This is a genomic window from Superficieibacter sp., from assembly GCF_032071645.1.
Classification (GTDB): Bacteria; Pseudomonadota; Gammaproteobacteria; order Enterobacterales; family Enterobacteriaceae; genus Superficieibacter.
This window is the reverse complement of record NZ_DAMAPU010000006.1, coordinates 1-13,094: the sequence shown is the minus strand read 5'-3', so window position 1 is coordinate 13,094 and position 13,094 is coordinate 1. Positions and strand designations below refer to the sequence as shown.

Here is a 13,094-nt window from a genome sequence, read left to right as displayed (position 1 = left end):
TCCCTAACTCGCTTACAGCGTGGAGAATTAAAATGCGACATCCTCTTGTGATGGGTAACTGGAAACTGAACGGCAGCCGCCACATGGTAAACGAACTGGTAGCGAACCTGCGTAAAGAGCTGGCTGGCGTGACCGGTTGCGGCGTGGCCATTGCGCCGCCGGAAATGTACCTCGATCTGGCGAAACAGGCCGCAGCGGGTGGCCACATTCACCTGGGCGCGCAGAACGTTGATCTTAACCTGTCTGGCGCATTCACTGGCGAAACCTCTGCCGAAATGCTGAAAGATATCGGCGCAAAATACATCATCATCGGTCACTCAGAACGTCGTACTTACCATAAAGAATCCGACGAGCTGATCGCTAAAAAATTCGCCGTGCTGAAAGAACAGGGTCTGATCCCGGTTCTGTGTATCGGTGAAACCGAAGCAGAAAACGAAGCGGGCAAAACCGAAGAAGTTTGCGCACGTCAGATTGACGCCGTTCTGAAAACCCAGGGCGCAGCGGCATTCGAAGGCGCGGTTATCGCCTACGAACCTGTATGGGCAATCGGTACTGGCAAATCCGCCACTCCGGCGCAGGCACAGGCCGTTCACAAATTCATCCGTGACCACATTGCTAAAGCCGACGCCAACGTCGCTGAGCAGGTGATCATTCAGTACGGCGGTTCTGTTAACGCGTCTAACGCGGCAGAGCTGTTCACCCAGCCGGATATCGACGGCGCGCTGGTGGGCGGTGCTTCACTGAAAGCTGATGCCTTTGCGGTCATCGTGAAAGCAGCAGAAGCCGCTAAACAGGCGTAATGTCTGTCGTCCCCTCTCCTGGCGAGAGGGGATATTCCCCCGCCTTACAATCTTCCCAGCACCCTGAACCACGCATAATCCAGCGGCACCAGCAGCAGATAAGTGACCAGCGCCAGCGCCAGACACAGCAGCATTCCTGAACGTGCCGGAACTTTTCCCAGCGCCATCGCCACCACAATGGGCGACGCCTGATACGGCAAAAGCGGCGTCGAATAGCCTGCCACCTGAATCATAATCACGCTAAGCAGCGGGAAGCCCGTGGCGTCGGAAAAGCTCTGCGCCAGAGTGGTGTACAGCGCCGGAACGCCGTTCGCGGTCATAATAAAGTTCAGCGCGGTGGTAATGCCGGTCAGGGCCAGAAAGCTGGTGAAAGGCCGATCGGGGTCGAGCGGCATAACGTGTAGCAGCGCATCTCCCACCGCGCCGCCAATCCCGGTTTCGGTGACGGTCAGCGCCAGGCCGAGGATGCCGCCGACGTACAGGCAGGTGCGCATATTTACCCCGGAAGCGAACTCTTCCCCGCTGATAAAACCGATGCGCGGCAGGAGCGTTACGCACGCCGCTGCCAGCCCGGTCCACGCAGGCCCGACGCCGTGCCAGCTTTCCGTTACCCACATGATCAGCACCACCGCCAGCAGCCAGGCGAGGCGTTTTTCTTTGCGGCTCATCGACGTGGACGGCGTGGTTTCGCGCGGCGGCTGCGGCGTACCGGGAAACAGCCAGCAAATCAGGCCAATCAGGATCAGCCCCTTGAGAATGCCCAGCACCGGCGTGTGCAGCAGCAGATACGGGACATAATTAAGATGGATGCCGTATGCGCCCTCCGCCGCCCCGCTCATCACCAGATTCGGCACGTTGGCGGGCAGGATGGTGGCCGAGAGCTGAAAAGTCCCGAAGCCAACCGCCAGCGCCAGCCCGTACCAGGCGCGGGTGCCGTCCTGAATTCCGGCGCGCGCCGCCATCGCCGCCACAATCGGCATCAGCAGCGCGATACGTCCCATGTTGGACGGCATCACAAACGCCAGCGCATAGCTGAGCAGCACCACGCTTGCGACCATCAGCAGCCAGGAGTCGGTGAGCTTCGCCGACAGCGCCCGCGCCGCCCTGTCCGCCAGCCCGGTTTTACGGATCGCCACGCCAAGCACAAATCCGCTGAACACCAGCCAGAACGCCGACGAGGCAAAGCCGCCGAAGATCACCTCCGGCGGGGCAATTTTCGCCATCATTGCCACAGCAAAAAAGAGCAGCGCGGTGAGGAATTCCGGCAGTAGCGAGGTCGCCCAGAGCAAAATCGTGACGCCAACCACCAGCGAAGGAAGGAACAGAGGGTGAGTAAGCCAGAGCGACATGCCTGTCTCCTGTTGTTTTTTTCAACGAGCATACGGAGACAGGCGGCGGGTGTAAACGCCAGAATTAGCAGGTCTGTCAGCGCAGCGCCGTAAACATCGCCAGCCAGCCACGCACGTTTTCGTCAAGGCTGTCGTCGCGGAACAGGGCGCTGCCGGAAATCACCCGGTCGATCCCCCGCGTAATCAGCGGCGGCACCTGCTCACGCGCCAGCGATCCATCAACGGCAATTATTTTTCCCTCCCGCCTGTCGCCCAGCAGCACGAGGAGCTGCGCCAGCCGCGCCTGTAATGCCTGCGGGCTGACTTTACTGCCGTATCCCGGATTCACCGCCAGCAGTTGGATCACTTCCACCTCATTAATAACGGGCACAATCACCTCCAGCGGCGTCGCCGGGCACAGGCTGAGGCCGCGAATGACCGGCATGTCGCCGCCGGTCACCGCCACCTTTTGCTCGCCCAGCCAGCTTAGCGTGTGGTGCAGGTGAATATCGCCTTCCGCCTGAAGAGTGATGCAGTGCGCGCCCGCCTTCACGCAGGCCTGCGCCGTCGCCCATTGATCTGCCACCATCAGGTGAACGTCTTTGAGAAACGTCTGCGGCAGTTGCCCCACCGCCCACGGGCCTACGGTGAACTGCGGGCAAAACTGCCCGTCCATCAGATCCAGATGCAGCAGCGGCACATCCAGCGCCGCCAGTTGCTGCAAATGGCGCTCAAGCGAGAGCCACTGCCCGGCAAGAATGCCGACGCTAAGCGGATAAGACTTCAGCCGCGCCACGCACGCCTCGCGGCTCAGCCCGGCAAACGCGTTATTCATCGCCGCTCCTTAAGGCATCAGCCCTTTAAAGACGGTTTTCTTACGCGGGCTGCTCATTAAAGGCTCCAGTTGTTCCACGCAGGCTTTATAGTGCGGCGTCGTTTTATGGAAGGCGACGGCCTGTTCATCTTCATAGGCTTCATAAATATAAAACCGCGTCGGGGCGTCCGGGTCCTGCAACACATCAAAGCGCAGGTTGCCCGCCTCCTGCACCGAGCCAAGATGATTTTGGCGAAAAACGTCGATAAATTGTTCGACTTTGTCATCATGAACGTTAATTTCAACCAGCGTGACATGCATCATTCACCTCCTGTTTAGCTGTCGCCGGGCCGTCAGCCCTTCTCACTCAAAAACAGTTCATACGCCCGCTCCGCCGTTTCGTTGTTATGGACAACGGCATGAACGGCTTTGATCATGGCGACCGGATCTTCCGACTGGAAAATATTGCGTCCCATATCCACGCCGCTGGCACCCTGATCGATGGCCTGATAGCACATTTCCAGCGCCTCGCGCTCAGGCAGTTTTTTACCACCGGCGATGACAATCGGCACCGGGCAGCCCGCCGCGATACGCTCAAAGCCTTTATCGACGTAATAGGTTTTGATAATTTGCGCGCCAATTTCCGCCGCAATGCGCGTGGCCAGGGAGAAATAACGCTGGTCGCGGGCCATATCCTTGCCGACACCGGTGACGGCCATCGTCGGCATTCCGACGCGCAGGCCCGCATCGATTAACTGAATAATGTTTTTAATCGACTGGTGTTCATATTCAGAACCCACATACACCTGGGCGGCAACGGCACAGCTGTTCAGCCTGACCGCATCATCCATCGCTACGGCCACGGCTTCATTACTGAGTTCGGTTAAAATCGAATTCGCCCCTGACGCGCGTAACACCACGGGTTTATTGGTCGCGGGCGGCACCACGCTGCGTAATATTCCACGGGTACACATTAAGACGTCGGTATGTTCAAAGAGCGGCGCAATATTAATGTCGATGCGCTCCAGCCCGGTGGTCGGCCCCTGAAAATAACCGTGGTCGAACGCCAGCATGACGGTTCTACCGCTGCGGGGATTAAAAATGCGCGACAGCCGCGATTGCATTCCCCAGTCCAGCGCGCCACAGCCTTTTAAGGTAAACAGGGTATTGGTTTGCGGTTTATCGGCATGAAAATCTTTACCGTCTTTGATGTCATCTAAGTCAGCCATTATTTACTCCGTCGCGATATCAAAAATCGTATTTATCGATATTGTCTTTGTTAAACACCACGCGCTCAGGCAGGAGCACGATACCGTTGCCTTTCGCTTCATAGCTGTAGCCCTGGACGCTGTTAGGAGAAACTTCCACCTGGCCGACGCCCGGAATATCCAGCTTGTCGCCGATATTCATCGGCGTGTTTTTCAGCAGCGCAGCGGCGACGTGAACGGCGATTTTCCCTTGCTGCACCACGTCCCACAGGCCGAATTCTTTTACCGTCCCGCGCTGGACATAAGGCCGCATGACGTTCGGTGTGCTGAAGCCCACGATGGCGATATTGTTGCGTTTCAGGTTTTCAGCGGCCTGCGCGGCGGCGGGTAACGCATTGGCGTCGGGGGCGATAATGGCGTCCAGATCGCTGTAGGCTTTGATAATCCCTTCTGCCGTTTGCAGGGATTTAGTGGCGTCGTTATAGCCAAACTGGGTGGTGACGATCTCCCAGCCCGGATGGTCTTTGGCGATTTTCGCTTTTGCCTCCTGCACCCACTGGTTCTGGTCGGTGACGGTAGGGCTGGAATAGAAGAACGCGACTTTCGCTTTATCTTTGTTGACCTGGCGGGACGCCATATCCACCAGCAGGCTGCCCAGCTGTTTTGGCGTTCCCTGATCGATGTAATAAGAGCGGCATTCCGGTTTGGTATCTGAGTCCCACGTCAGCACTTTGACGCCGCGCTGCATGGCGCGTTTTAACGCCGGACACAGCCCGTCTGGCGACACGGCGGAAACAATAATCGCCTTGTAGCCCTGGTTTACGAAGTTATTCACCAGTTGTACCTGGCCGGATACGCTTGGCTCGGTCGGGCCATCGTAAGTCACGTCAATGCCCAGCTCTTTACCCGCCTCCTTCGCCCCATTACCGCCGCTGGTGAAAAAGCCGACGCCGACCAGTTTAGGGATAAAAGCAATCCGATCCGCCGCCTGAACGGCGGCCGCTGCGGAGGCAAGGCCAAGCGTGATAAGTAAGGTAAGGGTTCTGATAGTTGGTTTTGTCATTTTTTTTCTCCGGGAATTAGCCTGAGATCTCATGCCTGCCGTGCAGCGCGGCGGCGTGAGATCCACTCAATGATTTGATGACGATGCAGAGTGACGGAACGTCCTACGACAACAACGATTAATAAAGCGCCGGACAGCGCGCTGGAGATCTGATTCGGTACGCCAGCCATCTGCAAACCCTGCTGCAAAAATCCCACCAGCAACACGGCAACTGCCGAGCCAAGGATTGACCCGGACCCGCCGTAGATATTGGCTCCGCCAAGAACAACCGCCGTAATCGCGGGCATCAGGAAAGACGCGCCCAGATCCGATCGCGCCGAGCCAAAATAGGACACCAGCAGGATAGCCGCGACGGCAGAAGCGCATCCGGTCAGGGCGTAAATGATGTACAGCGTGCGGTTTAAGGGGATCGCGCTGTACTGCGCCACCCGTGCGCTCTGCCCGACCAGGAAAATATTGCGTCCCAGGTGCGTGCGGTGCATCAGCAGCCAGAAGAACAGGCAGCAGACCAGAAAGAAGATGAGAGGCACCGGAATGCCGAGCGGCGCAAGATTGGCGAAATCGGTGAAGGCGGCGGGGAAACCGCCAATCCCTTCATAGCCGGTTGCCCCGGACATTCCCGACAGCAGCAGCGCGCTGCCGCCGAACAGGTACATCGTGCCGAGGGTGATCACCAGCGGATTAATACCGGTATAGATGATCAGCCCGGCGTTGATTAATCCGCACAGCGTGCCCAGCAGCAGCGTGAGAATAATCGCCAGCGGAAACGGCACGCCCGCCTGGAATAAAACGCCCAGCGCAATAGCGCACAGCCCGATAGTCGCGCCAAACGAAATATCCATACCGCCGCTGACAATCACCAGGGTGAGCGGCAGCGCGACAATACCAATGCAGATAAAATCGCTGGTGCTGAAGAGCAGCACGTTGAGATCCAGCAGGCTGGGATTAATGATGCCGAAAGCGACGATCTCCAGAATTAACAGCGCTGCCAGCGCCATCTCCCAGCTATAACGTTGCCACGCGTTCATTATGCCACCTCCCTTTTCTTATTATGTTGGGCAGGCTTACGGGCCTGTTTTTGCTGCGGCGCGGCGTTCGGCATAAACCGGGCGTATTTCTGACGACGCAGGTTTTTTTGCAGCGCGCGGCGCAGGCGGCCGTCGAAAACCAGCACTCCCAGCAGCACCAGGCCCGCGATGAAATCGTTCCACCAGGCCGGAATGCGCAGCAGCACCAGTACGCTGTCGATTTGCGTGAGAAAATAGGCACCGAGGACGGCACCGATGACCGAGCCGGAGCCGCCGAGTAAGCTGATCCCGCCCAGCACGCACGCGGCAATGGCTTTCATTTCCAGCCCGGTTCCGGTCTGGTTAGGGATGAAACCAATCTGCGAGGCGAAAACAATGCCCGCCAGCGCCGCCATGCAGCCGTTCAGCGAGAACGCCATAATGCGGACCATTTCAGTACGCACGCCAAGCTGCCGCGCGCCCTGAAGGTTATCGCCGGTGGCATAGAAATTGCGGCCAAAGGCGGTTTTCGCCAGCAGCCATGCCATCACCAGAACCAGCCCAAGGGTGAACCAACCGATGGCCGAAATGCCGAGGAAAACCGGGGCAGAGAGTTGTTTCAGGCTGGCGGGCAGGCCTTCGATCCACTTGCCGCCGGTCCACAGCAGCATGATGCCGCGATAAAGCCCCAGCGTGCCGAGAGTGGCGACGATGGCGGGAATTTTTAGCCACGCCACCAGCACGCCGTTAAAAAATCCGGCGACCATGCCGAGAAGCAGCGTCGCAAGGCAGGCCACCGGCAGGCTGTAACCGTCATTCAGCATCAGACCAAGCAGCACCGCGCACATGCCGGTTATCGATCCCACCGACACGTCAATGTTACGCGTCAGCATGACCAGCGTGGCACCAATCGCCAGCAGCATCAGGATTTGCGCGCTGCCGAAAATCATGGTCAGCGTTTGCGCACTCAGGTACTGGCTATCCAGCGCGCCGGGGAAAATAAACAGGCAGGCTACGGCCAGTAATGCGGTGGCTTCGCGGTTATTTTGAATGAATTTCAACATCTGACCTCCTCACCAAACGCAACGTGCATGATGGTATCGACGTTAATATCGTCACCGCACAGCGCCGGGCCGCCCAGTTCTCCCTGATGCATCACGTACACGCGGTCGGCCATCTGTTCGATCTCTTCCAGGTCAGAGGAAATAAACAGCACCGCGACGTTTTGCTCGGCGATGCTGCGTAAAAGCTGATAAATGTCGCTGCGGGCAGAAACATCGACGCCACGGGTGGGTTCATCCACGATCAGCAACTGGGGAGAGGCTTCAAGGCATTTGGCGATCAGCACTTTTTGCTGATTGCCGCCGGACAGGGTGCGGGCCGCCTGTTCGGCATCATTAAGTTTGATGTTCAGCGCCCGGTGGTAGCGCTCAAGGGTGGCGTTATCGCGCCGGGTGTTCACCCACAGACCGCGCTGGTTGTGGGTCAGGGAACAGACGTTCCAGGCCAGCGACGCATCCAGATACAGCCCGGATGACTGGCGATCTTCTGGCAGGTATACCAGGCCATGTTGCAGGCGCTCACGCGTAGACAACTCGCTGATTTCGCGACCGTTTAAGGTTATCCGCCCGGCGCGAACGGGGCGAATGCCGTACAGCGTTTCGGCAAGTTCCGTGCGTCCTGCGCCGACCAGCCCCGCCAGGCCAAGAATTTCCCCGGCGCGCACTTCCAGACTGATATGCATAAACCCTTCGCCGGTCAGGTCGTCGAGGGTCAGCACCGTTGCCCCCGGCGCGTTCTGCGGACGGCTGCCGGGCAGCTCCAGCCACAGTTTCTGGCTGGCAGAGAGGTTAACGCCGTTCGAAACGGGGGTAATCGCCTGGATAATCGCGTCGGTGGTCAGATCCGCCGTTTTCCCGGCGAGCGCGATTTTGCCGTCGCGCATCACGCTCACGCAGTCCGCAAGCTGGCGAATTTCGGGCAGCTTATGCGAAATAAATACAATTCCGACGCCCTTTTTCAGCAGGTCGCGCAGGCGCAGAAACAGCCGCTCAGTTTCGACCGGCGTCAGCGATGCCGTCGGTTCATCCAGGATCAATATCTGCGAATCGCGCATCAGCCCGCGCATAATTTCAACCAGCTGTCGGTCAGCCACATCAAGCGTGCCTGCGGCGCTGGTAAGATCGAGCTGGCAGCCCAGCGCAGCCAGTAGCTGGCGCATTTTATCCACCGACGCATGACGCCCGCGCAGGCCAAACAGAATATTTTCCTGCACTGACAGGCTGGGAAACAGCAGCGGCTCCTGCGGCACCAGGTAAATGCCCAGCTGGTGCGCTTTGAGCGGAGAGAGATGAGCGCAGCGCTCACCGGCGATATCAATGGTTCCACCGTCAGGAGGCACAATACCGGCAATGATTTTCATCAGGGTCGATTTTCCGGCACCGTTACCGCCAAGCAGCGCGTGTACTTCTCCCGCACGGAGAGTAAAGTCGATGCCCTTAAGGACATCGACACCGGAATAGTGCTTGCGAATATTCTGCACACAAAGCAAGGGGGGTGCAGAAAGGGGACTGGTTTGCATTTCGCCTCCGCTCGTTCACGAGGAGTGACTGGAATGAACAAATGTTTTTAGAAAATCGAATTGTTCAAAACAGTAGACGGTAAATGCGCTTAAAAACCTCACCACGATCACAGTTTGTGAATAAATGAATCTATAATGATAAAAAGTTCATTTATCGATGGCTTTTGTGGCCCGGATCACAGCTATTGGTTGCCGATAGCTGAACAATTGTGTTAATGAATTATAAATGTTCAAAGCGAAGCAAATTTATGACAACGAATGACACGACGCTGATGTCGGAATATGGGATGTGTGAAGAGGAGCAGGTGGCACGTATCGCCTGGTTTTATTATCACGATGGATTAACGCAAAGTGAAATCAGCGAGCGTCTCGGGCTGACGCGGCTGAAGGTTTCACGCTTGCTGGAGAAGGGGCACCAGTCGGGCATTATTCGCGTCCAGATCAACTCCCGCTTCGAAGGATGTCTGGAGTATGAAGATGCGCTGCGCAGCCGCTTTTCGCTACGTCATGTACGCGTATTGCCCGCCCTGCCTGACGCCAACACCGGGGCTCGTCTGGGAATTGGGGCGGCGCATATGCTGATGGAGTCCTTACAGCCGCAGCAGTTGCTGGCGGTGGGCTTCGGCGAAGCGACCATGACCACGCTTAAGCGACTCAGCGGTTTTATTTCCGCGCAGCGCATCCGGCTGGTGACCCTTTCCGGCGGAGTGGGACCGTATATGACCGGCATTGGTCAGCTTGATGCCGCCTGTAGCGTGAGCATTATGCCCGCGCCGCTGCGCGCATCGTCGGCGGAAATCGCCCGCACATTGCGTAATGAAAACAGCGTTAAAGACGTAATGCTGACCGCCCAGGCCGCTGACGTCGCAGTGGTTGGCATCGGCGCGATAAGCCAGAAAGAAGAGGCAACGATTTTACGCTCAGGCTATATCACCACCGGGGAACAGCTCATGATCGGCCGCAAAGGCGCAGTGGGCGATATTCTCGGCTACTTCTTTCAGGCCGACGGGGAAATCATCCCGGAAATTAAAATTCACCATGAATTAATTGGCTTAAGCTTAAATTCACTCTCCACAATTCCGACCGTGATCGGCGTGGCTGGCGGTGAAGAAAAAGCCGAAGCCATTATTGCCGCCATGAACGGCAAATACATTAATGCGTTAGTGACCGATCAGGCCACCGCCGCGAAAATGCTACAAGTCATTGAAAAATAATAAACCAAAGAACACTTACCCCTACAAAATGGAGCATCAGGTGAAGGGCTTTTACATCACAACATAAAAATAGCCGAGGGCAACAAAATGGCTCGACTCTGTACCCCTGTTGAATCAGGACACTACCTGATGGCCCTTGACGCCGGTACCGGCAGCGTCAGAGCCGTGATTTTCGATCTGCAAGGCAATCAAATCTCTGTTGGCCAGGCTGAATGGCAGCATCTGGCCGTACCGGATGTGCCGGGTTCAATGGAGTTTAATCTGACGGGGAACTGGCAGCTGGCCTGTCAGTGCATCCGCCAGGCCCTGCACAAGGCGGCGATTTCTCCCGCCGCGATCGTCGCCGTTTCCGCCTGCTCTATGCGTGAAGGCATCGTGATTTATGATGGTGACGGCGAGCCGATCTGGGCCTGCGCCAATGTCGATGCGCGCGCGGCACATGAAGTCAGCGAGCTAAAGGAGCTGTACGACAATACCTTCGAAGAAAATGTCTACCGCTGCTCCGGGCAAACGCTGGCGCTTAGCGCCATACCACGGCTGCTCTGGCTGGCGCATCACCGCCCGGATATTTACCGCCGCGCCTCCACGGTCACGATGATCAGCGACTGGATGGCCTATATGCTCAGCGGCGAGCTGGCAGTTGATCCTTCCAATGCCGGAACGACCGGGTTACTGGATTTAGTGACCCGCGACTGGAAGCGCAGCCTGCTGCAAATGGCGGGCCTGCGCTCAGATATTTTGTCGCCGGTAAAAGAAACCGGCACGCCGCTGGGGAAAATCACCCGCGCGGCGGCGGAACAGAGCGGCCTGCTGGCCGGGACGCCGGTGATTGTCGGCGGTGGCGATGTCCAGCTAGGTTGTCTGGGGCTGGGCGTGGTCCAGCCTGCGCAAACGGCGGTGCTGGGAGGGACGTTCTGGCAGCAGGTGGTTAACCTTCCACAGCCGGTCACCGATCCGAATATGAATGTGCGTATCAATCCGCACGTCATTCCGGGAATGGTCCAGACCGAATCGATCAGTTTTTTTACCGGCTTGACCATGCGCTGGTTTCGCGACGCCTTTTGTGCGGAAGAAAAGCTCATCGCAGAACGGCTTGGTATTGATGCCTACACCCTGCTTGAAGAGATGGCGGCCCGCGTGCCGCCCGGCGCGTACGGAGTGATGCCGATCTTCTCCGATGTGATGCGCTTTAAACGCTGGTATCACGCTGCGCCGTCTTTTATCAACCTCTCCATCGATCCGCAGAAGTGTAATAAAGCGACGCTGTTTCGCGCGCTGGAAGAAAATGCCGCTATCGTCTCGGCGTGTAATTTGCAGCAGATCGCCGACTTTTCCGGCGTACAGGCCGATTCGCTGGTGTTTGCTGGCGGCGGCGCGAAGGGCAAATTATGGAGTCAGATCCTCGCCGACGTGACCGGTTTAACGGTGCGGGTGCCGGTGGTTAAAGAGGCGACGGCCTTAGGCTGCGCAATTGCCGCAGGCGTGGGGGCAGATATCTGGCCATCGCTGGCGATAACGGGCGAAAGCCTGGTGCGCTGGGATCGCGAACATAAGCCCGATCCCGCTAACCATGAGGTTTATCAACTGGCGCGGCAAAAATGGCAGGCGGTGTATCTGGATCAGCGCGGGCTGGTGGATGACGGTCTGACGACGTCGCTGTGGAAAGCGCCCGGTCTTTAACAGGAGGATCATCATGCAAAAAACCAGCGAAGACCGCCATGAATATCGTTTCGGCGACAATGGCCCCAAGTATCTGATCCGTGGGCCCGGCTGTGATATGGGCGTGGTGGTATTGCAGCCCGGACAATCATTTCCCAACCATCGGCATCACCAGGCCTGCGAGGTGTTCTATACCCTCAGCGGCGAAGTGTGCCTGTATCTTGAAGGCACGCCGCACACGCTTCGGGCGGGTGATGTTTTACAGTGCGAGCCTGGCGAAGCGCATTATCTCATCAATAACAGCGACGTGCCGTGGAAAGGGGTGTTTGTGAAGTCCCCGCACCTGCAAAATGACAGCCATCCGGCGGAGCCAGCCGCCTGGTAAATCCATTCACCGGGGTTATTTCAGGATCTCACACTGGTGATCCTGAATTTCTTCCGCCGACGCCAGGTTAAACGCCAGCAGATCCCGCTGCGTCGCCAGCAGCACAAAGGCGTTATCACTCTGGCGTACCAGCGCCAGCGCATAGCGGCCCATATGTTCGCGCGCGTCCGGCACCTCTTCCGCCAGCATGATAAACGGGCTGCGCTGCGCCAGCTCGTTCGCCGTCACCCGTCGCGCCAGCCACGTATGCCCGCGCAGTCCGCCCGGCAACGGCAGCCAGCGGGCGCTGATTTGAGTCAGATTGTTGTTAAGCTGGGCGCGCACATCGCGGCGCAGGCAGGAGATGTGAATATGCAGATGGTTCTGCGTGCGCCCGCTACGCGAGTTGATGGTCAGCGAAACCGCGTCATCCGGCACCGGGGAGCCGCGCTGCGCGCTAAGCACGTCGCGCTTTTGCCATGCCTGCCAGAAGTAATTCGGCAGGCTGGGTTGCAGCAGCAGCGGGCTTTCCATGCCGTTGATGCGCATCGTGGGCATCAGCAAATATTGCAGCGGACCGTTTTTGTCTTTTAGCAGAACGTAGCCGCCGCGCAGATCGACATCTTTACAGGGCGCGGGCGCATTATGCTGACGCTGACCGGGGACGCACTGCTCAAGCACGATTTGCCGTAACGCGTTTGGATTGCCGGAATGCAGCCAGTAAAAGCCGCCGGAGATAAGGACAATGACCACCACAATGAGCGTGATGATAAGGCGTTTGACGTTTTTCATGACCCGATACCTGCTTATGCTTTTTGCCAAAGGGTATCGCAAATTGATGACCAATTAAAAACAGTCGGGCAGGGCTGAGGGGGTTTGGAACGCTGAGGGGGTGTTTTTAACAGCACCGGCGTTGTGAACGCCCTCTCCCTGACCCTCTCCCCCGGGGAGAGGGAACTGTCCGGGTGCGCGGTGAGTTTCGGGGACGGTTTTCCCCCTCTCCCTTGAGGGAGAGGGCCGGGGTGAGGGGGAGCGTCTGGTGAAACCAGGTGGGTA

At 57.8% G+C, this 13,094-nt stretch carries 13 protein-coding genes; 4 read left to right on the top strand and 9 right to left on the bottom strand.

Annotated features, from left to right (window positions below):
- Positions 1-32: 32 nt before the first annotated feature.
- Positions 33-800, top strand: a complete 768-nt coding sequence (tpiA, locus tag RT197_RS12985) for a triose-phosphate isomerase (protein ID WP_312951268.1) — start codon at positions 33-35, stop codon at positions 798-800.
- Between the two features lie 44 nt (positions 801-844).
- On the opposite strand, the gene RT197_RS12980 is transcribed toward tpiA, so the two are convergent.
- The 8 genes from RT197_RS12980 to lsrA form a co-directional block, all read right to left on the bottom strand.
- Complete coding sequence (locus RT197_RS12980; RefSeq protein WP_312951266.1) at positions 845-2,149, bottom strand: SLC13 family permease; 1,305 nt, start codon at positions 2,147-2,149, stop codon at positions 845-847.
- A 76-nt stretch (positions 2,150-2,225) separates the two neighbouring features.
- A complete protein-coding gene (locus RT197_RS12975) occupies positions 2,226-2,963 on the bottom strand; it encodes an epimerase (protein ID WP_312951264.1) in 738 nt (245 codons plus the stop codon).
- Positions 2,964-2,972: 9 nt separating this feature from the next.
- On the bottom strand, positions 2,973-3,263 hold the full coding sequence (gene lsrG, locus RT197_RS12970; protein ID WP_312951623.1) for a (4S)-4-hydroxy-5-phosphonooxypentane-2,3-dione isomerase: 291 nt from the start codon (positions 3,261-3,263) through the stop codon (positions 2,973-2,975).
- A 32-nt stretch (positions 3,264-3,295) separates the two neighbouring features.
- On the bottom strand, positions 3,296-4,171 hold the full coding sequence (lsrF, locus tag RT197_RS12965) for a 3-hydroxy-5-phosphonooxypentane-2,4-dione thiolase (RefSeq protein ID WP_312951261.1): 876 nt from the start codon (positions 4,169-4,171) through the stop codon (positions 3,296-3,298).
- A gap of 19 nt (positions 4,172-4,190) precedes the next feature.
- Positions 4,191-5,213 (bottom strand): autoinducer 2 ABC transporter substrate-binding protein LsrB, encoded by a 1,023-nt coding sequence (gene lsrB / locus RT197_RS12960; protein WP_312951259.1) that lies wholly within the window; start codon positions 5,211-5,213, stop codon positions 4,191-4,193.
- A 29-nt stretch (positions 5,214-5,242) separates the two neighbouring features.
- Entirely contained in the window at positions 5,243-6,241 is a 999-nt protein-coding gene (gene lsrD / locus RT197_RS12955; RefSeq protein WP_312951257.1) for an autoinducer 2 ABC transporter permease LsrD, read from the bottom strand.
- The gene (gene lsrC, locus RT197_RS12950; protein ID WP_312951254.1) at positions 6,241-7,284 is read right to left on the bottom strand and encodes an autoinducer 2 ABC transporter permease LsrC; all 1,044 of its coding nucleotides are present in this window, start codon (positions 7,282-7,284) and stop codon (positions 6,241-6,243) included. The genes lsrD and lsrC overlap by 1 nt, the downstream gene beginning before the upstream one ends.
- Positions 7,278-8,801 carry an autoinducer 2 ABC transporter ATP-binding protein LsrA gene (lsrA, locus tag RT197_RS12945; protein ID WP_312951253.1) on the bottom strand — a complete coding sequence of 508 codons (1,524 nt, stop codon included), beginning with the start codon at positions 8,799-8,801 and terminating at the stop codon, positions 7,278-7,280. The genes lsrC and lsrA overlap by 7 nt, the downstream gene beginning before the upstream one ends.
- A 248-nt stretch (positions 8,802-9,049) precedes the next feature.
- Here lsrA and lsrR point away from each other — a divergent pair, with 248 nt between their 5' ends.
- From lsrR to RT197_RS12930, 3 genes are all read left to right on the top strand, one after another.
- A complete protein-coding gene (gene lsrR / locus RT197_RS12940) occupies positions 9,050-10,015 on the top strand; it encodes a transcriptional regulator LsrR (RefSeq protein ID WP_312951251.1) in 966 nt (321 codons plus the stop codon).
- A gap of 87 nt (positions 10,016-10,102) precedes the next feature.
- Positions 10,103-11,695: an autoinducer-2 kinase gene (gene lsrK, locus RT197_RS12935; protein WP_312951250.1), complete on the top strand. Its 1,593-nt coding sequence runs from the start codon at positions 10,103-10,105 to the stop codon at positions 11,693-11,695.
- Positions 11,696-11,708: 13 nt separating this feature from the next.
- Positions 11,709-12,059 (top strand): cupin domain-containing protein, encoded by a 351-nt coding sequence (locus tag RT197_RS12930; RefSeq protein ID WP_312951249.1) that lies wholly within the window; start codon positions 11,709-11,711, stop codon positions 12,057-12,059.
- A gap of 15 nt (positions 12,060-12,074) precedes the next feature.
- On the opposite strand, the gene RT197_RS12925 is transcribed toward RT197_RS12930, so the two are convergent.
- Positions 12,075-12,830 (bottom strand): CDP-diacylglycerol diphosphatase, encoded by a 756-nt coding sequence (locus RT197_RS12925; protein ID WP_312951247.1) that lies wholly within the window; start codon positions 12,828-12,830, stop codon positions 12,075-12,077.
- Between the last annotated feature and the right edge of the window lie 264 nt (positions 12,831-13,094).